This is a genomic window from Comamonas sp. 17RB (genome assembly GCF_030056555.1).
Lineage (GTDB): Bacteria > Pseudomonadota > Gammaproteobacteria > Burkholderiales > Burkholderiaceae_C > Comamonas > Comamonas terrigena.
In genome coordinates this window covers 393320-416358 of the sequence record NZ_JASHHY010000001.1, presented here as the reverse complement: position 1 = coordinate 416358, position 23039 = coordinate 393320, and the positions used below count along the sequence as shown (strand labels likewise).

At 67.4% G+C, this 23039-nt stretch carries 18 protein-coding genes, 1 pseudogene and 2 riboswitches; of the genes and pseudogenes, 12 read left to right on the top strand and 7 right to left on the bottom strand.

Annotation, left to right across the window (positions count from 1 at the left end):
* Nucleotides 1-49 precede the first annotated feature (49 nt).
* Nucleotides 50-163: riboswitch (glycine riboswitch) on the bottom strand.
* 25 nt (nucleotides 164-188) lie between these two features.
* Nucleotides 189-277, bottom strand: a riboswitch (glycine riboswitch).
* Nucleotides 278-456: 179 nt separating this feature from the next.
* Nucleotides 457-2028 carry a fatty acid--CoA ligase gene (locus QM470_RS01700; RefSeq protein WP_283338199.1) on the top strand — a complete coding sequence of 524 codons (1572 nt, stop codon included), beginning with the start codon at nucleotides 457-459 and terminating at the stop codon, nucleotides 2026-2028.
* A gap of 231 nt (nucleotides 2029-2259) precedes the next feature.
* Here the strand turns inward: QM470_RS01700 and QM470_RS01695 are convergent, their stop codons facing one another.
* Nucleotides 2260-2877 carry a TetR/AcrR family transcriptional regulator gene (locus tag QM470_RS01695; RefSeq protein WP_283337913.1) on the bottom strand — a complete coding sequence of 206 codons (618 nt, stop codon included), beginning with the start codon at nucleotides 2875-2877 and terminating at the stop codon, nucleotides 2260-2262.
* A 228-nt stretch (nucleotides 2878-3105) separates the two neighbouring features.
* On the opposite strand from QM470_RS01695, the gene QM470_RS01690 reads away from it, so the two are divergent.
* Complete coding sequence (locus QM470_RS01690; protein ID WP_283337912.1) at nucleotides 3106-4260, top strand: NADH:flavin oxidoreductase/NADH oxidase; 1155 nt, start codon at nucleotides 3106-3108, stop codon at nucleotides 4258-4260.
* Nucleotides 4261-4558: 298 nt separating this feature from the next.
* Here the strand turns inward: QM470_RS01690 and QM470_RS01685 are convergent, their stop codons facing one another.
* From QM470_RS01685 to QM470_RS01665, 5 genes and pseudogenes are all read right to left on the bottom strand, one after another.
* Nucleotides 4559-5344, bottom strand: coding sequence for a peptidylprolyl isomerase (locus QM470_RS01685; RefSeq protein WP_283337911.1), 786 nt, complete (start codon nucleotides 5342-5344; stop codon nucleotides 4559-4561).
* A gap of 76 nt (nucleotides 5345-5420) precedes the next feature.
* Complete coding sequence (locus QM470_RS01680; RefSeq protein ID WP_066532773.1) at nucleotides 5421-5690, bottom strand: BolA family protein; 270 nt, start codon at nucleotides 5688-5690, stop codon at nucleotides 5421-5423.
* The gene (locus QM470_RS01675) at nucleotides 5687-6277 is read right to left on the bottom strand and encodes a septation protein A (RefSeq protein WP_283337910.1); all 591 of its coding nucleotides are present in this window, start codon (nucleotides 6275-6277) and stop codon (nucleotides 5687-5689) included. Before QM470_RS01675 ends, QM470_RS01680 begins: the two co-directional genes overlap by 4 nt.
* A gap of 346 nt (nucleotides 6278-6623) precedes the next feature.
* A pseudogene (gene msrB / locus QM470_RS01670) lies at nucleotides 6624-7028 on the bottom strand (peptide-methionine (R)-S-oxide reductase MsrB); the annotation flags it as partial.
* Nucleotides 7025-8647 (bottom strand): protein adenylyltransferase SelO, encoded by a 1623-nt coding sequence (locus QM470_RS01665; RefSeq protein ID WP_283337909.1) that lies wholly within the window; start codon nucleotides 8645-8647, stop codon nucleotides 7025-7027. The pseudogene msrB and the gene QM470_RS01665, both read right to left, overlap by 4 nt.
* A 214-nt stretch (nucleotides 8648-8861) precedes the next feature.
* On the opposite strand from QM470_RS01665, the gene QM470_RS01660 reads away from it, so the two are divergent.
* The 8 genes from QM470_RS01660 (at nucleotide 8862) to QM470_RS01625 (ending at nucleotide 18306) form a co-directional block, all read left to right on the top strand.
* The gene (locus QM470_RS01660) at nucleotides 8862-10499 is read left to right on the top strand and encodes a 3-(methylthio)propionyl-CoA ligase (protein WP_283337908.1); all 1638 of its coding nucleotides are present in this window, start codon (nucleotides 8862-8864) and stop codon (nucleotides 10497-10499) included.
* Between the two features lie 296 nt (nucleotides 10500-10795).
* Complete coding sequence (locus QM470_RS01655) at nucleotides 10796-12046, top strand: branched-chain amino acid ABC transporter substrate-binding protein (protein WP_283337907.1); 1251 nt, start codon at nucleotides 10796-10798, stop codon at nucleotides 12044-12046.
* Nucleotides 12047-12243: 197 nt separating this feature from the next.
* Entirely contained in the window at nucleotides 12244-13197 is a 954-nt protein-coding gene (locus QM470_RS01650) for a branched-chain amino acid ABC transporter permease (RefSeq protein ID WP_280013158.1), read from the top strand.
* 4 nt (nucleotides 13198-13201) lie between these two features.
* On the top strand, nucleotides 13202-14611 hold the full coding sequence (locus QM470_RS01645; protein WP_283337906.1) for a branched-chain amino acid ABC transporter permease: 1410 nt from the start codon (nucleotides 13202-13204) through the stop codon (nucleotides 14609-14611).
* Nucleotides 14608-15393 (top strand): ABC transporter ATP-binding protein, encoded by a 786-nt coding sequence (locus tag QM470_RS01640; protein ID WP_280013156.1) that lies wholly within the window; start codon nucleotides 14608-14610, stop codon nucleotides 15391-15393. The genes QM470_RS01645 and QM470_RS01640 overlap by 4 nt, the downstream gene beginning before the upstream one ends.
* An 11-nt stretch (nucleotides 15394-15404) precedes the next feature.
* Nucleotides 15405-16100, top strand: a complete 696-nt coding sequence (locus QM470_RS01635; RefSeq protein ID WP_280013154.1) for an ABC transporter ATP-binding protein — start codon at nucleotides 15405-15407, stop codon at nucleotides 16098-16100.
* Nucleotides 16101-16279: 179 nt separating this feature from the next.
* Nucleotides 16280-16846, top strand: coding sequence for a MarR family winged helix-turn-helix transcriptional regulator (locus QM470_RS01630; protein ID WP_283337905.1), 567 nt, complete (start codon nucleotides 16280-16282; stop codon nucleotides 16844-16846).
* Nucleotides 16843-18306, top strand: a complete 1464-nt coding sequence (locus QM470_RS01625; protein ID WP_283337904.1) for an MATE family efflux transporter — start codon at nucleotides 16843-16845, stop codon at nucleotides 18304-18306. The genes QM470_RS01630 and QM470_RS01625 overlap by 4 nt, the downstream gene beginning before the upstream one ends.
* 58 nt (nucleotides 18307-18364) lie before the next feature.
* Here QM470_RS01625 and QM470_RS01620 read toward each other — a convergent pair whose 3' ends face one another.
* Nucleotides 18365-19000, bottom strand: coding sequence for a LysE family translocator (locus QM470_RS01620; protein ID WP_280013994.1), 636 nt, complete (start codon nucleotides 18998-19000; stop codon nucleotides 18365-18367).
* A gap of 109 nt (nucleotides 19001-19109) precedes the next feature.
* Between QM470_RS01620 and QM470_RS01615 the strand changes: the two genes are divergently transcribed.
* Together QM470_RS01615 and QM470_RS01610 are read left to right on the top strand one after the other, a co-directional pair.
* Nucleotides 19110-20615 carry an aminotransferase-like domain-containing protein gene (locus QM470_RS01615; protein WP_283337903.1) on the top strand — a complete coding sequence of 502 codons (1506 nt, stop codon included), beginning with the start codon at nucleotides 19110-19112 and terminating at the stop codon, nucleotides 20613-20615.
* A 212-nt stretch (nucleotides 20616-20827) separates the two neighbouring features.
* Nucleotides 20828-22942: a 3-hydroxyacyl-CoA dehydrogenase NAD-binding domain-containing protein gene (locus QM470_RS01610; RefSeq protein ID WP_283337902.1), complete on the top strand. Its 2115-nt coding sequence runs from the start codon at nucleotides 20828-20830 to the stop codon at nucleotides 22940-22942.
* Nucleotides 22943-23039 lie beyond the last annotated feature (97 nt).

Here is a 23039-nt window from a genome sequence, read left to right as displayed (position 1 = left end):
GTGTCGCAGAGCAAAGCAAAAGAAATGCCGGCGGCCTGCGCCGCCTGCGCTTTGCCCTGTTGTCCGCTTTACCTGAGAGATTCACCCGCACCTTCCAGGCGTGGGGCTTGCTCCTTCGGTGGACGGGGTGGTGTCACCCGCGCCTCTCTCCAACAAGGTACGCCCGCGGTCGATGCGGCGGGCGGCTGCCAGTCCTTTTGCCTGAGCGTTCGGGGTTGCCCCTGCGCCTTCGGCGGCGCCGCTGGGCCTGCTGGCCGGGCGCGCTCTCCTGACGAATCCGCGCAGTATATCCGGCCCGATGGGCGGTGCCTACCGAGATGCATATGCATAGATGCAAACGATCTGAGGCGCTGCCTATACTCGTCTACCAATTTCGATGGTTTCAAGGAGACGAAGTTGGTCGACACACAGTTTTCCCCTGCGGGCGCAGCCCCTGTCCCGGCACCGCGTGCGGCGCTGACCCTGGGCGACACGCTGGCCTGGCCGGCGCGCTATCTGCCGCGCAAGGAGGCGCTGGTGGTGTCGGACGCGCAGGGCCGCCGCGCCTGGACCTATGCCGAGCTGGATGCCGAGGTGAACCGCCACGCCCACGGCCTGCAGCAGCTGGGCATTGGCCAGGGCGATGTGGTGGCGGCCTTTCTGTACAACACGCCGGCCTTTGTGTTCACCTTGCTGGCGACGGCGCGCCTGGGCGCCATCTTCAACCCCATCAACTACCGGCTGGCCGCGCAGGAGCTGGCGTTCATCCTGCAGGACGGCAGTGCCAAGGCCCTGGTGTTCGAGGATGAGGGCGCTGCCGTGGTCGAAAAGGCCAGGCTGCTGGTGCCCCAGGTGCAGCACTGGATCCACGCCGACCCGGGCGCTGCACCGGCCTTTGCCACGGCGCAGCTGGCCGCGCTGGCGGACGGCCAGCCCGCCACGCCGGTGGGCGTGCAGGTGGACGAGGATGCACCCTGCATTCTGATGTACACCAGCGGCACCACCGGCCGCCCCAAGGGCGTGCTGCACACCCACCGCAGCAAGCTGGCGCACAACGCCATGATGCACCAGGTGATGCAGTTCCGCCGCGAGGATGTGGGCCTGTCGGTGGCCCCGCTGAACCACACGGCCGAGCTGCACACCAGCTTTCTGCCGCGCCTGCAGGTGGGCGCCACCCAGGTGCTGCAGCGCCGCTTCGATGCGGCCGATGCGCTGCGCCTGGTGGAGGCGGAAAAAGTCACCTTCTTCTTTGCCGCGCCGACCATGGTCACCATGCTATTGAACGACGCGAGCCTGGGGCAGCGCGATCTGTCGTCGCTGCGCCTGGTGGAGTACGGCGGGGCTTCGATGGCGCCGCACTTGATCCGCGAATGGACGCGCCAGGTGGGCTCGGGCCTGGTGCAGGTCTTCGGCACCACCGAAATGGGTCCGTGCATGTCGGTGCTGTATCCGCATGAGCAGCTCAGCCATGCCGGCTCGGCCGGCCTGCCGTCGCTGAACCACGATCTGGTGGTGGCGCGGGTGCGCGAGGACGGCGCTGCCACCGACCCGGCCGATGCCTGCGCGGTGGGCGAAGTGGGCGAGATCCTGGTGCGCGGCCCCTGCATGATGGCCGGCTACCTGAACCGCCCGGAGGCCAATGCCAAGGCGCTGGCCCATGGCTGGTACCACACCGGCGATCTGGGGCACCTGGACGCCGACGGCTATCTGTGGATCCGCGACCGCATCGACTACATGATCAATTCGGGGGCGGAGAACGTCTACCCGCGCGAGGTGGAAGATGCCCTGGTGGAGCATGCCGAGGTGCTGGAAGCGGCCGTGGTGGGCGAGAAGGACGCACGCTGGGGCCAGGTGGTGGCCGCCTATGTGGTGGCCAAGCCAGGCGCGGCGGTGACGGCGGCGGTGCTGGACGCCTTTCTGATGCAGGGCGATCGCCTGGCCAGCTACAAGCGCCCGCGCAGCTACCACTTTGTCGACAGCCTGCCCAAGACCACCAGCGGCAAGATCCAGAAGCATCTGCTGCGCCAGCCGGACCTGTGCGCAGCCTGAGGGCCTCACTGCGTTGAGGGGCTGAGGCCGCAGGGCCAGGCCCCGGTCGCATTCCCAGGCAAGCCCCAAGGCAAGCCCCTGTCTGCCGCCGAGGACGGCGCGGACAGGGGCTTGCCTGTTTCTGGCCGGGGCACATGCCCGGGCGGCGGGCAGGTCCGCCGGGAAGGCTTGGCGTCGCTCAGCGGTCGGGCCGCCCGGATGGCGTTTTCCGGGCGTGCGTGCCGGGCCTGGCTAGGCCGACTTGACGATAGGCCAGGCCATGGCGGCAATCTGCAGCAGGCCGCGCGCAGAGGTGCCATCTCTGGCCTGTATGGACATGCCTTGGAGCAGGGCGTTCAGGGCCAGGCCAAGGCCCTCCACATCCGCGGTGGGTGGCAGCTCACCTTCTGCCACCGCTTTTTGCAGGCGGGCCTGAAAACGGGCCTGTGCCCGCAGGCGCAACTGCTTGAGTGTGTCATCGACGTCCTTGCTGCCCGCAGACACATTGGTCGTCCCCAGGACCACCATGCAGCCACAGGGGGCGTCTTGCGAGGAGAGGATGCCTGCCGCCTGCGCAAAGAATTGGGTCACCGCAGGTTCGATGCCGGCTTGTGCGTCGAACGCATCCCAGGCGGCATCCCAGTAGACCGCTTCGTAGTGGTCGACTGCTTCCAGAAACAGCTTGGCCTTGTTGCCGAAAGCCGCGTACATGCTTGGCGCGCTGATGGACATGGCGGCACACAGGTCCGCGATGCTCGCGGGCTCGTAGCCCTGCCGCCAGAACACGCCCAGCGCGCTGTGCAAGGCCTGCGCACGATCAAACCCACGGGGGCGGCCCCGCGCGGTGGAACTGGCTGCAACTTCTTCCATGGCTGAATTTTCGCACCTTGAAACACCCATTGGGTGATAGGGGTATGCAATTCAATAATGGTCACTATAGAATAAAAATCAATCTGTAGTGATCGTTATACAAATAGTCTTTCGCTCGCCAGATCGCTGCCCGAAAGAGGGCAGTGCGCCTGCATCAGGCTCCTCCATTCCACCTCGGCAATGACCGGCCTCCGCAGAGAGGCTGTGTCTGCCCACCCAAAGCTCTACATGTCCGCACTATTTACCCCTCTGCAGCTGCGCGAGATCACCATCAAGAACCGGCTCACCATTTCGCCCATGTGCCAGTACGCGGCCACCGATGGTTTTGCCAACAGCTACCACACCGTCCAGTACGGCCGTTTTGCGCTGGGCGGCTTCGGGCTCGTCATGGTGGAGGCCACGGCGGTCAGCGCCGAAGGCCGCATCACGCATGGCGACCTGGGACTGTGGTCTGACGCGCACATCCCGGGCCTGTCCGCCATCGCCAGCTTTCTGAAGCAGTACGGGGCCACGCCGGCGATCCAGCTCGGGCATGCCGGCCCCAAGGCCAGCATGCAGCGTCCCTACTACGGCGATGGCCCGCTCAATGCATCGGACTTCGAACGGGGCGACCTGCCTTGGCCTGTGGTCTCTGCGAGCGCACAGCCGGTCGACGAGGGCTGGCTGGTGCCTGAGGCGCTGGATGCCCATGGACTTGCGCGCATCAGGCAAGCCTTTGTGGATGCGGCCAAGCGCACGCATGCCGCAGGCTTTGACGTCATCGAGCTGCACTGCGCACATGGCTACCTGCTGAATTCATTCCTGTCTCCGCTGACGAACCAGCGCACGGACGCCTATGGCGGCACGCTGGAGAACCGCATGCGTCTGCCGCTGGAAATTGCCCAGGCGCTGCGCGACTTCTGGCCGCAGGAAAAGCCCATGTTTGTGCGCATCTCGGCAGTGGACAGCAGCAAGCAAGGGGTGTCGGTGGAGGACAGCGTGCAATTCGCCAAGGCGCTGGCCGGGATGGGTGTGGACGTGGTGGACTGTTCGACCGGAGGGATTGGCCGCACCTATGACTACGAAAGCGGGTACGGCTACCAGGTGCAGTATGCCAAGCGCATCAAGGCGGAGACCGCCATCAAGACCATGGCGGTGGGCATGATCGTGGCCCCGCAGCAAGCCGAGGCCATTGTGGCCGGCGGCGAGGCCGACCTGGTCGCCATCGGCCGGCAGGCGCTGCAGAACCCGAACTTCGCACACGAAGCGGAGCAGGCCCTCGGCGCTGTGGATGCGAGCGCGCCATTCAACAGCTGGCCCCGGCAGGTGGGGTGGTGGCTCAACGGCCGTCAGCGCAAGATTGCGCAGATTGGCGAATGGCAGCCTGCCGCCGAGACGGTTTAAGCACGGCGAACTCCACCGCTGCGGGTGATGCCTGCGCGGTGGGAGAGATGCTGGTGCGGGGCCGTGCAGGATGGCCGGCAAGCTGCACCGCACAGCATCCTGTGTCCCTCCCCAAGGGCTGCCGCATGGCAGCCCTTTTTGCAGCCGGGTTGGCGCGTGCTGCATGCCGGTGCACTGGCGAGCAGGCATGTGCAGCCCGGTGGTGGGCAGGCCAGCCATTCCCGGGCATAAAAAAACGCGGCCGAAGCCGCGTTTTTTTCGGGGCGCAGGTGCCGGCCAGCGGCACCGTGCAGGGTGCTTACTGCACCTTGGCCTTGGCGCGCAGACCGTCCTGGAACTGCATCAGCTTTTGCTGTTCCAGTTGCTGGGCGATCTGGGGCTTGACGTCGTCCAGCGCAGGCAGTTGGGCCTGGCGGGTTTCGATCACGCGGATCACGTGCCAGCCGAACTGGGTCTTGACCGGGGCGCTGGTCATTTCGCCCTTGTTCAGCTTGAGCATGGCTTCGCTGAATTCGGGCACGTAGTTGCCGGGGTTGGACCAGCCCAGGTCGCCGCCTTGGGCGCCGGATCCGGGGTCCTTCGATTCCTTCTTGGCGATGTCTTCGAACTTCTTGCCGCCGTTCACTTCGGCAATGATGGCCTTGGCGCGGTCTTCGGAGTCCACCAGGATGTGGGCGGCGTGGTATTCCTTGCCTTCGTTGGCAGCGGCGAACTTGTCGTATTCGGCCTTGATTTCGGCGTCGGTGACGGGGTTCTTCTTCTGGAAGTCGGCGAACAGTTCGCGGATCAGAATGGTCTCGCGGGCCAGTTCCATCTGCTGGCGGTATTCGGGCGAAGCAGCCAGGCCGCGGCGGCCGGCTTCCTGCAGGAAGATTTCGCGGGCGATCACTTCTTCCTTGATCTGCTCATCCATTTCTGCCGGCACGGGGCGGCCGGAGCGCTCCAGCTGTTGCTTCAGAACGTCTGCGCGCGCCTTGGGCACAGGCTTGCCGTTGACGATGGCCAGGTTCTGGGCGGTTGCCGAGAAGGCCATCGTGCCCAACAGGGCGGCTGCCACAAGGCTGGACAAGAGCTGTTTTTTCATGCGGGATCCAAAAAGGAAAATAGGTGAGCCCACCGGCCAGCAGGGCAGCGGGACTTGAACAGAGGGTTGCTGGCGCTTACAACACTTCGATCGCCAGGGCATGCAGGCCCTGGTCGATGAAATCTTGCAAGGAATCATACACAAGCCTATGGCGTGCAACGCGCGGTTTGCCGTCAAACAGCGGGCTGGCCACGCGCACCCGGAAATGGGTGCCAAAGCCGGTGCCGTTGGCGCCGGCGTGACCGGCGTGCTGGTGGCTTTCGTCGATCACTTCGAGCTGCGTCGGGGACAGCACTTCGCGCAGCCGCGCTTCCAGGGCGGCTGCCGTGATGGGCAGGGCGCTCATGGCTGGCGGTCCTGGGTCTGTTGGGCGTCGGCGCCGGGCAGGGCCGCGTCGTCGCCGCCGGCTTCCTTCATGTGGCGGCTCAGGTACACGGCCTGGGCCAGCACGAACACCATCATCAGCCCCATGCCGCCAAACAGCTTGAAGTTGACCCAGGTGTCGGTGTCGAAGTTGTAGGCCACCCAGAGGTTGAGTACGCCCATGACGGCGAAGAAGCCGGTCCAGCTCCAGTTCATGGTGCGCCAGGCCGCTTCAGGCAGCTGCATCTGGGCGCCCATCAGGCTTTTGAGCAGGTTCTTCTTGAAGAACAGCTGGCCGACCAGCAGGGCACCGCCCATCAGCCAGTACAGCACCGTGGGCTTCCATTTGATGAAATTCTCGTCGTGCGCCAGCAGCGTGGCGCCGCCGAACAGCACGATCACGCCCAGGCTGACCCATTGCATGGGTTCCACCCTGCCGGTCTTGTAGCGCAGATAGCCGATCTGCAGCACGGTGGCGATGATGGCCACCGCGGTGGCGGTGTAGATGCCCCAGACCTTGTAGGCCACAAAGAACAGGATGATGGGGAAGAAATCGAGCAGAAATTTCATGTAACGGTGCGGACAGCCACTGCGGGCCGGGTGCGAAAGAACGCAGCATGCCATATCCGAAAAACCCCGCAGACAAGGGTTGCTGACGGGGTGGCGGGTTCCGGACGGGCGGCAGGGGGCGCGGGCGGACCGCCACCGGGGTTGGGGGGCGGCCTGCTGGTGCTGGCTGCCTCCCGTTGACACCGGCATGCGGGCGCGCGTGGGTGGCTTAGCTGTGGCCGCCCTGGGCCTGGCGGTGGCCGCCGTCGGTGCGACTGGGTGTGTCGTCGGGCGAGGTGGGCGCGGCCACCGGGGCCGGCTCCTGGCTGCCGTTGTCGACCACGCCGGTGGGGCTGGGGGGCGGGGCGTCGCCCAGGAAGTCCAGCGAGGCGGAATTCATGCAGTAGCGCAGGCCGGTGGGCAGCGGGCCGTCTTCAAACACATGGCCCAGGTGGGCGCCGCAGCGGCTGCACACGGTTTCGGTGCGCACCATGCCGTGGCTGCGGTCCACGATCTCGGTGATGGCGCCGGGCACGGCCTTCCAGAAGCTGGGCCAGCCGCAGCCGGCGTCGAACTTGGTGTCGGAGTCGAACAGCTTGGCGCCGCAGCAGACGCAGTGGTAGCTGCCATCGGCCCAGTACTGCTCGTATTTGCCGGTAAAGGCGCGTTCGGTGGCCGCGTGGCGGGTGACTTCAAAGGCCACCGGTTCGGCGTGCTTGGACTGCAGTAGGGCCTGCCACTCGGCGCTGGTCTTCTGGATGGGGTAGGTCATGAGGAGCAACTGATGGAGATGGAGGAAGCCCAGTCGGGCGGGAAGCCGGCCCAGTCATTGTGCGCCGGGTGGGCGTCGTACGGTGCGGCCAGCACGGCCTGCAATTGTTGCAGCACGCCGGTGTCGCTGGCCTGGGCGGCACGGATGGCGGTTTCGCCCAGGTGGTTGCGCAGCACAAAACGGGGGTTGGCCCGCTGCATGGCCGCTGCATCCGGCGTGCCGCCGGAAGCCGCCAGCAGTGCCAGGTAGGAGGGCAGCCAGCGCTGCCAGGCCGCGCCGTCCACCAACAGATCCTGCACCGCATCGTACTGCCCTTTGGCGGCGGCATCGGTCAAACGGCGCCAGAAGATGGGGTAGTCCACTTTTTCCGCGGCCAGCAGCTGCAGCAGCTGGCCCACCACGGGCGTGGCGGGGTCGGCCTCTTCGGGTGTGGTGGCGGCGGTGCCGGTCTGCGCCAGGGCCGGCAGGCCCAGCTTGCGGCGCATCAGCGCGGCAAAGGCGGCGGAGAAGTGCGGGCGGTAGGCCTCGATGGCGGCGACGGTGGTGTCTTCTTCACCGATCAGCGGGTGCAGCGCCTGGCCCAGGCAGAACAGGTTCCAGTACGCCACCTGCGGCTGCTGGCGGAATGCGTAGCGGCCCTGGGTGTCGCTGTGGTTGCAGATGTGGTCGGGATCGAACCCGTCCAGAAACTGGAACGGACCGTAGTCGATGGTCAGGCCCAGGATGGACATGTTGTCGGTGTTCATCACGCCGTGGCAAAAGCCCACGGCCTGCCAGTGGGCCAGCAGCTCGGCCGTGCGCTCGGCCACGGTGCGCAGCAGGGCGGCGTAGGGGTTGCCGGGCGCGGTGCGGCAGGCGGGGTAGTAGCGGTCGATCACATAGTCGGCCAGCTGGCGCAGCTCGGCCTCCTGGCCGCGTGCGGCAAAGTGTTCGAAGTGACCGAAGCGGATGAAGCTGGGCGCGACGCGGCAGACCACGGCGGCGGTTTCCACCTCTTCGCGGTAGATGGAGGCCGGGCTGCCAGTCAGGCTGAGTGCGCGCGTGGTGGGGATGCCCAGGGCGTGCATGGCTTCGCTGCACAGAAACTCGCGGATGGACGAGCGCAGCACGGCCCGCCCGTCGCCCCGGCGCGAATACGGCGTGCGGCCCGCGCCCTTGAGCTGCAGCTCCCAGCCGGGGACGGCGGGGGCGGCTGCGCCCGCGGCGTCCATGACGGTGCCTGCGGTGGCTTCGGTCGTGTCGGCGGTTGCGTTCGGCGCCTCACCCAACACTTCACCCAGAACGATCGCACGGCCGTCGCCCAGCTGGCCGGCCCACACGCCGAACTGGTGGCCGCTGTAGACGGTGGCATAGGGCTGGCTGCCGGGCAGCAGGCGGTTGCCGGTCAGCACCTGGGCGGCCTGCTCGGTCTGCCACCAGCCGGCCGGAATGCCCAGCTGGGCGGCCAGGTCGGGGCTGTGGGCCAGCAGCTGGGGCGTGGGCAGGGGCGTGGGCTCCAGCCGGGTCAGAAAAGCGGGGCCCAGGCGGGCAAAGCCCTGGGGGTTCCAGGTGGGTTGCCAGCGGGCGGTGGCGGCAGGGGCCGGGGATGCGTCGGAAGGCGCGGAAGCAGGTGCATGCATGCGGCTTATTGTTGGCCCAGGCGCTTGCCCTTGCAGCCGGCGGGGCAAGCGCCGCACGCCCTGGCGCACAGCCGCGCGGCGCCGTGCGTCACCCAGGTGTCAGGCTGGCATGCTGGAAAGCACGGAAAGTCGCCCAAACGGCCCTGGGCTACGATGTGCAGCGAGTCCAGAACAAAACCACCGGCACCGACCGGATCCAAGGAGTAGACCCCGTATGCAAGGTTTGATGCAGGATCAGCAGCTGCTGATTTCGTCGCTGATTGAATTTGCCAACCGCTTCCACGGCGACGCCGAAATCGTCTCGCGCCGCGTGGAGGGCGACATCCACCGCTACACCTACCGCGACCTGACGGCCCGCGCCAAGCAGCTGGCCAATACGCTGGACGGCCTGAAGCTGGCCCACGGCGACCGCGTGGCATCGCTGGCCTGGAACGGCTACCGCCACATGGAGATGTACTACGGCGTCAGCGGCTCGGGCCGGGTGCTGCACACCATCAACCCGCGCCTGCACCCCGAGCAGATTGCCTGGATCGTCAACCACGCCGAAGACCAGGTGCTGTGCTTTGACACCAGCTTTCTGCCGCTGATCCAGGCGGTGCACGCCAAGTGCCCCACGGTGCGCCAGTGGGTGGCGCTGTGCGATGCCGACAAGCTGCCGGTCGACAGCGGCATTCCCGGCCTGGTCAGCTACGAGGCCTGGATTGCCGGTCAGTCCAAGAACTACCGCTGGCCACAGCTGGACGAGAACACCGCCTCCAGCATGTGCTACACCAGCGGCACCACCGGCAACCCCAAGGCGGTGCTGTACAGCCACCGCTCCAGCGTGCTGCACGCCTACGGCGCGGCACTGCCCGATGTGATGAGCCTGTCGGCGCGCGATGCCGTGCTGCCCGTGGTGCCCATGTTCCACGTCAACGCCTGGGGCCTGCCGTATTCGGCGGCGCTGACCGGCGCCAAGGTGGTCTTCCCCGGCCCGGCGCTGGACGGCAAGTCGCTGTACGAGCTGATCGAGGCCGAAGGCGTGACCTTTGCCGCCGGCGTGCCCACCGTCTGGCAGATGCTGCTGACCCATATGCAGCAGGGCGGCCTGAAGTTCAGCCACCTCAACCGCACGGTGATCGGCGGCTCGGCCTGCCCGCCGGCCATGATCGACACCTTCGAGGACACCTATGGCGTGCGCGTGCTGCACGCCTGGGGCATGACCGAGATGAGCCCGCTGGGCACGCTGGGCACGCTCAAGAACAAGCACCTGGCGCTGCCCAAGGAGCAGCAGCGCAAGATCCTGCAGAAGCAGGGCCGTCCCATCTACGGTGTGGACATGCGCATCGTGGACAGCGACGGCCGGGACCAGCCCTGGGACGGCAAGGCCTGCGGCGACCTGCTGGTGCGCGGGCCGTGGATTCTGGACACCTACTACAAGGGCGCCAGCCCCCTGGTCAAGGACGAGGAAGGGCGCGGCTGGTTCCCCACCGGCGACGTGGCCACCATCGACCTCGATGGCTATATGCAGATCACCGACCGCACCAAGGATGTGATCAAGTCCGGCGGCGAATGGATCAGCTCCATCGACATCGAGAACATCGCCATGGGCCATCCGGCCGTGGCCATGGCGGCCTGCATCGGCATGCCGCACCCCAAGTGGGATGAGCGCCCCATCGTGGCGGTGGCGAAGAAGGCCGGTGCCGAGGTCTCGCGCGAGGAGCTGCTGGCCTTCTTCGACGGCAAGACGGCCAAGTGGCAGATTCCGGACGATGTGGTGTTTGTGGACGCCATTCCGCTGGGCGCGACCGGCAAGATGCTCAAGACCAAGCTGCGCGAACAGCTGGCCGGCTACAAGCTGCCGGGGCTGTAAGCCTCCGCACTGGCCGCGCACTGGCTGCGCACCGTCCGGGGCAGACCGGCGGCGCGGCTGCAGCGGCACCAAACAGAGCGCCTGGTGCGCATGGACCATGGGTTTCGGGGGCATCCCCGCAGACCCGGGGGGCATGCGCGCCGGGCGTTTGGCTGCGTGGCGGGCCGGGCCTGCGGCCCCCGGGGCAATCCCTGCCGTACAAGTCCCAGGGCGAACGACCGTGCGGCCCGGCTACGCTTGCGCAAGCCATCGGCTGACATACCAGCCGATCCACGTAGCCCTCACAGGAGTCCTGCATGCAGTTCGCGCTGAAGACCACGTTTGCCACCCTGACCCTGGCCACCCTCACGGCCAGTCTGAGTCTGCCCGCCCACGCCCAGAAGGGCGAGACGGTGAAGATCGCCTGGCTGGACCCGCTGTCCGGTCTGATGGCGGCGCTGGGCACCAACCAGATGAAGAGCTGGCAGTTCATGGCCGAGGAATTCAGCAAGAACAACCCGGCCGGGGTGAAGTTCGAGATCGTCCCCATCGACAACAAGCTCAGCCCGCAGGAAACCACCAGCGCGCTGCGCTCGGCCATGGACCAGGGCGTGCGCTATGTGGTGCAGGGCAACGGCTCCGGCCCGGCGCTGGCCATCATGGATGCGCTGGACAAGCACAACGCCCGCAACAAGGGCAAGGAAGTGGTCTACCTGAACTACGCGGCCGTGGACCCGGACCTGACCAACAGCAAGTGCAGCTACTGGCACTTCCGCCTGGATGCCGACACCTCCATGAAGATGGAGGCGCTGACCACCTACATGAAGGACCTTCCCGAGGTGAAGAAGGTCTACCTGATCAACCAGAACTACGCCCACGGCCACCAGGTCAGCAAGTACGCCAAGGAGATGCTCAAGCGCAAGCGCCCGGACGTGGAAATCGTCGGCGACGACATGGCACCGCTGGCCCAGGTGCGCGATTTTTCCCCCTACATCGCCAAGATCAAGCAGTCGGGCGCCGACAGCGTGATCACCGGCAACTGGGGCTCGGACCTGGCGCTGCTGGTCAAGGCTGCCAACGATGCCGGCCTGAACAACGTCAAGTTCTACACCTACTACGGCATTGCCACCGGTGCGCCCACGGCCATGGGGGCCGCCGCTGCCGGCAAGGTCTACATGGTGGGCTACAGCCACCTGAACGCCGAAGGCCCGATCAACAAGATCGTCAAGGACTTCAAGGCCAAGTTCAATGACGATATGTACACCGCCTCGGTCTACCACGGCTTTGCCATGCTCAGCGAAGCCATGGCCCGGGCCAAGAGCACCGACCCGGTGAAGGTGGCCGCCGTGATGGAGGGCATGAAGTTCAAGAGCTTCAACGGGGAGGTGGAGATGCGCAAGACCGACCACCAGCTGCAGCAGGGCCTGTACATCAGCCGCTGGGAAAAAGCCGGGGGCAAATACCCGATAGACTCGGAAAACACCGGTTACACCTTTGTGCCGGTGAAATATTTCGAACCCTATGTGGCCAGCACGCCCACGTCCTGCCAGATGAAGCGGCCCAGCTGAGTGGGGCTGCACGGTCCACACGGCCCCTGCGGCGCGCGGTGCGCCGCAGCCCGGCCGCCCCTGGCAAGGGGCGGGCTGGGCGGGCCGTACGGGCGGTATGAGAGGGGCAGGGCTGCGCGCCGCCAGGCGCTGCAGTGCTGCACAGGGGGCCGGCCTGCGGGGCCGGTCAGTGTCAAGCGTGCGCGGGCCGATCGTCCATGAGTCTGGAATTCTTCACAATCTCCCTGCTGAACGGCGTGAGCTACGGCCTGCTGCTGTTCATGCTCAGTTCGGGCCTGACGCTGATCTTCAGCATGATGGGGGTGCTCAACTTCGCGCACACCAGCTTCTACATGCTGGGCGCGTACTTTGCGTACACCCTCTCGGGCGCGATCGGCTTCTGGCCGGCGCTGTTCATTGCACCGCTGCTGGTGGGCGCCCTGGGGGCGCTGTTCGAGCGGCTGTGTCTGCGCCGGGTGCACCAGTTCGGCCATGTGCCCGAGCTGCTGATCACCTTCGGCCTGTCGTATCTGATTCTGGAAGTGGTGCAACTGGTCTGGGGGCGCGGCACCGTGCCTTACGGCCTGCCGCCGCAACTGCAGGGGCCGCTGTTCACGCTGTACGGCACGCAGTTCCCCAAGTCGCGCTCGTTCGTGATGCTGGTGGCGGTGTGCATGCTGGTGGCGGTGTGGCTGCTGCTGACGCGCACCCGCATCGGGCTGGTGATCCAGGCGGCGCTGAAGCAGCCGCATATGGTGGAGGCCCTGGGCCACAACGTGCCGCGCGTGTTCATGCTGGTGTTTGGCGGCGGCTGTGCGCTGGCCGGGCTGGCGGGCGTGATTGGCGGCAACACCTACATCACCGAGCCGGCCATGGCCATGTCGGTGGGCTCCATCATCTTTGTGGTGGTGGTGGTCGGCGGCCTGGGGTCGCTGGCCGGGGCGTTTCTGGCCTCGCTGCTGATCGGCATCGTGCAGACCTTTGCCGTGGCCATCGATTTTTCCTGGGCCGATGTGCTGGCCCAGGTGGGCCTGAAGGCGACGCCCGAGACCTTTGGCTGGCCGGTGCTCAGCCTGACGGTGGCGCAGGTGGCGCCGATACTGCCTTATCTGTTCCTGGTGCTGATGCTGATCTTCCGCCCCAAGGGCCTGCTGGGTACGCGGGAGGATTGAAGCCATGTCCCAACTCTCTTCCCCTGCCGCGAACGAAGTCGTGCCTGTGGCCGACCGGACGCCGGCCCCGAAATCTGCGCCGGCACAGGCGCCGGTCCCTGCGGCGGCGGCCGCAACGGGGCGTGGCGCGGTGTACCGCTTTCGCCCGCTGAACATCGGCCGCGTGGTGGTGTGGTCGGTGTTTGCGCTGCTGCTGATTGTGGCGCCGCATGTGTTCACCAGCAGCCTGGCGCTGACCATGCTCAGCCAGATGGGGTATGCCATCATCATCTGCCTGTCCTACAACATCCTGCTGGGGCAGGGCGGCATGCTGAGCTTCGGCCATGCGGTCTATACCGGGCTGGGTTCGTTCATTGCCATCCACGCCATGAACCTGGCCAGCGGCGGCAGTCTGCCGGTGCCGCTGGTGCTGATTCCGGTGGTGGGTGGTCTGGCCGGCATGTTCTTTGCCGCGCTGCTGGGCTGGGTGACGACCAAGAAGTCCGGCACCACCTTTGCCATGATCACCCTGGGGGTGGGCGAGCTGGTGGCGGCCATGGCGCTGATGTTCCCCGGCTTCTTTGGTGGGGAGGGCGGCATCACCACCGACCGGGTCTACGGCCAGCCGCTGCTGGGCATCACCTTCGGCCCGGCCATCGAGGTGTACTACCTGATTGCGGTCTATTGCTTTGTCTGCACGGCCGCGATGTTCGCCTTCACCGGCACGCCGCTGGGCCGCATGCTCAACGCCGTGCGCGATAACCCGGAGCGCGTGGCTTTTGTGGGCTTCAACACCCAGCGCGTGCGCTACATGGGCTTTGTGATTGCCGGATTCTTTGCCGGTGTGGGCGGCGGGCTGGCGGCAATCAATTTCGAGATCGTGACCGCGGCCGACAGCGTCAGCGTGCTGCGCTCGGGCTCCTACCTGCTGTTCACCTTCCTGGGCGGCGCGACCTTCTTCTTCGGCCCCATCATCGGCGCGGTGCTGATGGTGCTGGCCATGGTGCTGCTGTCCGAGCTGACCAAGGCCTGGATGCTGTACCTGGGCCTGATCTTCCTGTTCATGGTGATGTATGCCCCGGGCGGCATTGCCAGCCTGATTATGATGAATCTGCGGCTGGCCAAGTACGGCAAGCTGGGGCGCATTGCTGCCGCCTACCTGGCGCTGGGCGGCACGGCGCTGGCGGCGCTGCTGGGTGCGGCGGCGATGATCGAGATGATCTACCACCTGCAGCTCAACGCCGCGCTGGGCGACACGCTGCGTTTTCTGGGCATGACGCTGGATGTGCGCAGCGCCTCGAGCTGGCTGGGCGCGGGGGCGGTGCTGCTGACCGGGCTGGCGCTGTTCGAGCTGGTGCGCCGCCAGTTTGTGCAGGACTGGGGGCAGATCCAGGAAGAGATTGAACACCGCATCCAGCGGGGAGAGGGCGCATGAGCGAGCAGGCATCCCAATACGCCCTGGAGCTGCGCGCGGTGCGCAAGAGCTTCGGCAAGGCCGAGATCATCTGCGGCGCCGACCTGGCGGTGCGCCCGGGCGAGCGCGTGGCCGTGATCGGCCCCAACGGTGCCGGCAAGAGCACCTTGTTCAACCTGATCAGCGGGCGCTTTGCGCCCAGCAGCGGCGAGATCTATCTGCACGGCCAGCGCATCGACGGCAAGCAGCCGTTCGAGATCAACCGCGCCGGGCTGTCGCGCAGCTTCCAGATCACCAACATCTTCCCCAAGCTCAGCGTGTTCGAGAACCTGCGCTGCAGCGTGCTGTGGAGCATGGGCTACCGCTACAGCTTTCTGCGCTTTCTGTCGCGCATGGACGATGTGAACGCGCGCGCCGAGCAGCTGCTGGCCCAGATCCGGCTGGAGCGCCGGCGCGACACGCTGGCCGTGAACCTGACCTATGCCGAGCAGCGGGCGCTGGAGATCGGCATCACCATTGCCGGCGGGGCCAGCGTGATCTTGCTGGACGAGCCCACGGCCGGCATGAGCAACAGCGAGACCGGCCGCTTCATCCAGCTGATCCGCGAGGTGACCGAGGGCCGCACCCTGCTGACGGTGGAGCACGACATGGGCGTGGTGTTCGGTCTGGCGGACAAGATTGCCGTGGTGGTCTATGGCGAAGTGATTGCCTTTGACACGCCCGAGCGGGTGCGGGCCGATCCACGGGTGCAGGAAGCCTATCTGGGCTCCAGCGTGGCCGATGCCCAGGCCGGCGTGCATTGAGAGGGGGCGGGATGCTGAAGATTGACCAACTGCACGCCTATTACGGCAAAAGCCATGTGCTGCACGGCGTGAGCCTGCAGGTGGCTCCGGGCGAGATCGTGGCCCTGCTGGGGCGCAACGGATCGGGCCGCAGCACCACGGCCAAGGCCATCATGGGCCTGGTGGACTGGGAGGGCGACATCCGCTGGAAGGACCAGGCGCTGACCGGGCGCAAGACCTACGAGATTGCCCACCTGGGCCTGGGCTATGTGCCGGAAAGCCGCGATGTGTTTCCCAATCTGACGGTGCACCAGAACCTGCTGCTGGGCCAGAAAGGCAAGGGCAAAGGCAGCCGCTGGAGCTTTGACGACATGTACGCCATGTTCCCGCGCCTGAAGGAGCGCCAGCACACCGAGGCCGGCGTGATGTCCGGCGGTGAGCAGCAGATGCTGACCCTGTGCCGCACGCTGATGGGCGACCCGGACCTGATCATCATCGACGAGCCCACCGAGGGCCTGGCCCCCAAGATCGTGGAGCTGGTGGGCGAATACCTGGGCCGGCTGCGCGAGCGCGGCGTGTCGGTGCTGCTGATCGAGCAGAAGCTGACCATCGCCATGAAGATTTCCGACCGGGCGCTGGTGATGGGCCATGGCGCCATCGTCTACGACGGCACGCCGGCCGATCTGCTGCGCAACGAACGCGTGCGCAAGGAGTGGCTGGAGGTCTGAGGCCGGGGTCTGCGGGCACGGCCGGCGCGCACGCTCTGCGTGGCCGCGGTTGCTGTGCCGCTGTCCGGGGCGTCCCGCACCGGACAGCGCGCTGCAATACGTGCATCTACACTGATTGAATACGTGTAGCTGCACGCATAGACCGGCCCGGGCCGGTGGCGCTGCAGCCGGAGAACCCCATGCCGCCCCCGTCGTCCGCTTCCACCCCCGCTTCCACACCGGCTGCCACGCCAGCCCCCACGGCCGCCCCGGCGCCCCGCGCCCGCTGCACCAGCTTCATGGCGCGCAGCCTGTCGCGCAAGATCTCGCAGTTCTATGACGACATGCTGGCCCCCAGCGGCCTGCGCGGCACCCAGTTCAATCTGCTGGGGCAGGCGCGCCGTGCCAAGGACGGCCCGCTGACCGTCTCCCGCCTGGCAGAGCTGCTGAACACCGACCGCACCACGCTGACCCGCAATCTGCAGACGCTGCAGGCGCAGGGGCTGATTGAGGTGGTGGCCGGCGCCGATGCCCGCAGCCGCTGCGTGCGGGTGACGGAGGCCGGCGAACAGGCCCACCGCCTTGGCGCACAGTACTGGCGCCAGGCCCAGCAGCAGGTGCGGGCGCTGTGCGGCGAAGACACCATTGCCCAGCTGGAGCAGGTGGTGGACCACATGCTGGGCCAGCTGCAGGCGGCCACGTCCGCAGCCGGTACGCCAGCAGCCGGTGCGCCGGCCGCCGCTGACGCCGCGCAGGAGGCTCCATGAACCCGCCGGTGGCCCGTGCCGCGATGCCGGTGGCGGCAACGACCGCGACAGCGACAACGAAAGAGGCTGCGACCGGGGCCGCCGCACAGCCGGCTCCTGCCGCACAGCCGGCTCCTGCCGCAATGGCGGGCGGCTCGCCGCTGCTCACCGGCCCCATCCTGCCCACCTTGCTGCGGCTGTCGGTGCCGAATGTGCTGGCGCTGGTGATGTCGGTGCTGGTGGGGGTGGCCGAAACCTATTACGTGGGCCAGCTGGGCACGGTGCCGCTGGCGGCCATGGCCCTGGTGTTCCCCTTCGCCATGCTCACGCAGATGATGAGCAACGGCGCCATGGGCGGAGGCGTGTCCTCGGCCATCAGCCGGGCGCTGGGGGCGGGCGACCGCAACAAGGCGGGCACCCTGGCCCTGCATGCGATTGCCATCGGCGCCGGGGTGGGCCTGGCCTATGCGCTGCTGTTCGTGCTGTGCGGCCCGGTGTTCTTTGGCTGGCTGGGCGGGCAGGGCGAGGTGCTGCACACCGCCAGCGGCTACGGCCAGGTGCTGTTCAGCGGCGCCATGCTGGTGTGGCTGTGCAACACGCTGGCTTCGGTGGTGCGCGGCACCGGCAATATGCGCGTGCCGTCCTCGGTGGTGTTTGCCGTGGCGGTGCTGCAGATTGCCGTGGGCGGTGCGCTGGGCCTGGGCCTGGGGCCGTTTCCGCGCTGGGGCATGACCGGCGTGGCCGTGGGCAATATCGTGGCCATGGCCTGCGGGGTGCTGGTGCTGCTGGCCTATCTGCAATGGGGGCAGAGCCGGGTGCGCATCCCCTGGCGCGGGGTGCAGCTGTCCTGGCCGATGTTCAGGGACATTCTGCGGGTGGGGGCACTGGCCTGCCTGTCACCGGTGCAGTCGGTGCTGACCGCGCTGATCATGACCGGCCTGGTGGCGCGGCTGGGGCCGCAGGCGCTGGCGGGCTACGGCATCGGCCAGCGGCTGGAGTTTTTGCTGATCCCGATTGCCTTTGGCGTGGGTGTGGCGTCGGTGCCCATGGTGGGCATGGCCATGGGGGCGGGCCAGGTGCAGCGCGCACGGCGTGTGGCCTGGGCCGCAGGCTGGGTGGCGGCGGTGGCGCTGACCGGCATTGGCGCCCTGGTGGTGCTGTGGCCGCAGCTGTGGTCGCGCATCTTCACCACCGACGCCCAGGTGCTGCACCACGCCGACCTGTACCTGCGCATGGCCGGGCCGGGCTTTGCCTTCTTTGGCATGGGGCTGGCGCTGTATTTCGCGGCACTGGGTTCGGGCCGCATCTGGGGGCCGGTGCTGGCGGGCACGGCACGGCTGGTGGTGGTGGCGGGGCTGGGCCTGTGGCTGAGCCAGCAGGCCGGCGTGACGGCCCAGTCGCTGTTCCTGGTGGTCACCGCCGGCATGGTGGTCTATGGCCTGGGCACGGCCTGGGCCGTGTGGCGCACGCGCTGGGACTGAGGTGCAGGAACTGAGCGAGGGGCGCGCGGCGCCCCCCCCCTCCCGATTCCGGTCCCGCTCAGGCGCCGTGGGCCAACAGTTCCCGGGCAATGGGGTAGAGCGACAGCAGCAGCAAAAAGGCCATGCTGCGGTTGAACCAGCGCAGCGCCTGCGGCGTGCGCAGTGCCCGGCCCACGGCGCTGCCGAACAGGGTCCAGACGCTGATGCAGGGGAAGTTCACCATCGCCAGCACCAGGGTGGCCAGCAGCAGGTTGGCGACAAAGCTCTCGCGCGGGGTGTAGGCCGCGACGATGCCCACGGTCATGATCCAGGCCTTGGGATTGACCCACTGGAAGGCGGCAGCCTGCCAGAACGAGAAGGGCTTGCCGTGGGTCTGGCCTTCCTGCACGCTGCCCGCACGGCTGATCTTCCAGGCCAGCCACAGCAGGTAGATGCCGCCAACGATCTGCAGCAGCACATAGAGCTGCGGCCAGGTGCTGAAGGCCGTGCCCAGGCCGGCCCCCACCAGCAGCAGCATCAGGGCGCCGCCGGTGCTGATGCCCAGCATGTGGGGCAGGGTGCGGCGGTAGCCGAAGGTGGCGCCCGATGCGGTCAGCATCACATTGTTGGGGCCGGGGGTGATGGAGTTGACGATGGCGAACATCGCCAGCGGCAGCAGGGTGGTCAGGGTCAGCGTCGGGGTCAGGGTGTCCATGGTGTGTCCGCAGTAAGGCAGTGGCCTGGGGACATTGTCCGGCCTGCTGGCGGTACAGTAGCAGTACACTTTGCCGGTTCACTTCACACACTGGCCTGCTGCTTTTGCCATGACACTTCTGCCCGCACCCGATTCCAGCCTCCCCGCCGACGCGGAGCTGCCGCCGCGCCGCCTGGCCGGCAGCGCCTGGCACTGGCAGCCCTTGCGCGGCAGCGGTGTGCCGCTGGTGGAGCAACTGGTGAACCATGTGGAGGGGATGGTGCGCAGCCACGGCCTGCGCGCCGGCATGCGCCTGCCGTCGGTGCGCCAGCTGGCGCAGGACAGCGGCGTGAGCCGGGACACCGTGGTCCAGGCCTATGACCGGCTGACGGCGCTGGGCCTGGTGCATTCCCGGCGCGGTGCCGGCTTCTTTGTGAGTGCGCTGCGCAATCTGGGTGCGCCGCAGCAGCCGCTGGAGGCGGCCATGCGCGTGGCGGCGGACCAGCCCATCGACACGCCCTACCTGCTGCGCAATATGTTCCAGCAGGGTGCCGTGCCCGAGGCCACGGGCAGCGTGGGCCTGCTGCCGCCGCAGTGGCTGGAGCCGGAGATGCTGACCGCCGCCATCCGCAGCGTGGGGCGCTCGGCCGGCATCAGCCTGTCGGGCTACGGCCTGCCGCAGGGCTACGGGCCGCTGCGCCAGCAGATTGCGGCCTATCTGCAGGCCCAGGATGTGCCGGTGCACCCGGAGCACAACCTGGTGATGGTGGCCGGCGTGACCCAGGGGCTGGACCTGATCGTGCGCCTGATGGTGCGGCCCGGCGATGTGGTGCTGGTGGAGGACCCGGCCTGGTTCCACATCTTCGGCCGCCTGCAGGCCGTGGGCGCCCAGGTGGTGGGCGTGCCGCGCGGCCCGGGCGGGCCGGACATTGCGGCGCTGCAGGCGCTGGCCGCCCAGCACAAGCCGCGCCTGTTCATTCTGAATACGGCGGTGCACAACCCCACGGGGCAGACGCTGTCCGCCGGCGTGGCCCATGCGCTGCTGAAGGTGGCGGAGGAGCACGACTTTCAGCTGGTGGAGGACGACACCTATGCCGACTTCCACCCCGGCCAGCCGGTGCGCCTGGCCGCGCTGGACCGGCTGCAGCGCGTGCTGCTGGTGGGCGGCTATGCCAAGACGCTGGCGGGCAGCCTGCGCGTGGGCTATATCGCCGCCCATGCGGACCGGTTGCAGCAGCTGGTAGACCTGAAGCTGCTGGCGGGACTGACCACCCCGCAGCTGGGCGAGATGGTGGTGCACCGCATCCTCAGCGAAGGCCAGTACCGCCGCCATGTGGAGCGCCTGCGCGCCCGGGTGGACAAGGCGCGCGCCCAGTGCCTGCGCCGGGTGGAGGCGCTGGGCTGGCAGGTGCCGCAGGAGCCGCAGGCGGGCATGTTCGTCTGGGCCGACTGCGGCATGGATTCCGAGCTGCTGGCCCGCCGCGCGGCCGAGCAGGGGCTGCTGATGGCGCCGGGCGTGCTGTTTTCACCGCGCCAGGTGCCCGGCAGCATGCTGCGCCTGTCGGTGCCGCTGGCCCAGCATGCGCCCGCCTGGGAGCTGATGGCGCGGCTGGTGGCGCAGGAACGCCGCCGCTGATCCGCCCCGCCAGGATCAGGGTTTACACGGGGGTGGAGCCCGTGACAGCGCGTGCGTGCTGCATGGCAGCATGACGCGCGTCAAGCCGGGGCCGGCATGCTGTCCCATGTGCGTCAAACCTGGGGCAGACCGCCATGGTTTTGTCGCCTGCATCTTCCTAGAATGGAAAACGAACGACCGTTTTATTTCATTCCAAAACAGGAGACACAGGCATGACGGCTGAATACAAGGTCCACGGTGCAGTGGCCGTGATCACGCTCAACAACCCGCCCGTCAACGGCTTGGGTCTGGCCACCCGCCGTGCGGTGGTGGAGGGCGTCAAGCAGGCCCAGGGCGACGCCGCGGTGCAGGCCATCATCATCACCGGTGCGGGCGCGGCCTTCTCCGGCGGTGCGGACATCAAGGAGTTCGGCAAGGAAAGCGCAATGCAGGAGCCCAATCTGCACAGCGTGATCGCCGCGGTGGAGCAGTCCACCAAGCCCGTGGTGGCCGCCATCCACACCGTCTGTATGGGCGGTGGTCTGGAGCTGGCCCTGGGCTGCCACTACCGCATCGTGGCCCCCGGCACCAGCATTGCGCTGCCCGAAGTCAAGCTGGGCCTGCTGCCCGGTGCCGGCGGCACGCAGCGCCTGCCCCGCGCCCTGGGCGTGGAGGCGGCGCTGAACATGATCGTCAGCGGGGAGACCGTCAAGAGCGAAATGCTGGCCATGGCCCCCGGCCAGAAGCTGTTCGACAAGCTGTCCGCGTCGGCCGAAAGCCTGGCGGCCGAGGCCCTGGCCCTGGCCCAGGAAGTGGGCGAGCGCCATGCTGCCAGCAGCGAGCCGCTGCCCCTGGTGCGCAATCTGCCCTGCAAGCACCCGCTGGGCGATGCCTATTTCGGCTTTGCCCGCAACATGGTGGGCGGCATGTCCAAGAACTATCCGGCGCCGCTCAAGTGCGTGGACGCGGTGGAAGCGGCCACCAAACGCAAGATTGCCGACGGCCTGCTGTTCGAGCGCGAGCTGTTCGTGAACCTGATGTGGACGCCCGAGTCCCGTGCGCTGCGCCACCTGTTCATGGCCGAGCGCGCGGCCTCCAAGATCGCCGATGTGCCTTCCGACACGCCGGTGCGCAACGTGCAGAAGGTGGGCGTGATCGGCGCCGGCACCATGGGCGGCGGCATCAGCATGAACTTCCTGAATGCCGGCATTCCGGTGACCATTCTGGAAACCAAGCAGGAAGCGCTGGACCGTGGCGTGGCCACGATCAAGAAGAACTACGAGGCCCAGGTCAAAAAGGGCAAGCTCAAGGAAGACAAGTACGCGCAGCGCATGGCGCTGCTGACCACCACGCTGGCCTATGACGACCTGAAGGACTGCGACCTGATCATCGAGGCGGTGTTCGAGGAACTGGGCGTCAAGGAAGCGGTGTTCACCCAGCTGGACGCGGTTGCCAAGCCCGGCGCCATCCTGGCGTCCAACACCTCCACGCTGGACGTGGACAAGATCGCCAGCTTCACCAAGCGTCCGCAGGACGTGGTGGGCATGCACTTCTTCAGCCCCGCCAATGTGATGAAGCTGCTGGAAGTGGTGCGCGGCAAGGCCACGGCCAAGGACGTGCTGGCCACGGTGATGAAGCTGGCCAAGAAGATCAAGAAGACGGCGGTGGTCTCCGGGGTGTGCGATGGCTTCATCGGCAACCGCATGATTGAGCAGTACAGCCGCCAGGCCGGTTTCCTGCTGGACGAAGGCGCCACGCCCCAGCAGGTGGACAAGGCCGTCGAGAAGTTCGGTTTTGCCATGGGCCCGTTCCGCATGGGCGATCTGGCCGGCAACGACATCGGCTGGGCTATCCGCAAGCGCCGCGCCACCGAGCGTGCCGACATGAAGTACAGCCGCACCGCCGACAAGCTGTGCGAGCTGGGCCGCTTCGGCCAGAAGACCGGCGCGGGCTGGTACGACTACCAGGCCGGCAAGCGCGATGCGATTCCCTCGGCCCTGGTGGAAAAGCTGATCGAGGACCACCGCAAGGAACTGGGCATCACGCCGCGCAAGATTTCCGACGAGGAAATCGTGCAGCGCCTGGTCTACGCCCTGGTCAACGAAGGCGCCCACATCCTGGAAGACGGCATTGCCGGCAAGTCGGGTGACATCGACATGGTCTACCTGACCGGCTATGGCTTCCCCATCTACCGCGGTGGCCCCATGCACTACGCCAACGAGATCGGCCTGGGCAATGTGGCCCGCGCCATGGAGCGCTTTGCCCAGAACCCGCTGGACGACGGCAAGTTCTGGCAGCCTGCGCCGCTGCTGGCCCGCCTGGCCGCCGAAGGCAAGTCCTTCTCCTGAAGACTGCCACTACCCACCGAATGACCGGGCTGCCTTGCCACCTGCCGCCGCACCTGCGCTGCGGCACGCTTGGCGGCAGCCCCCGCTGAAAAGGATG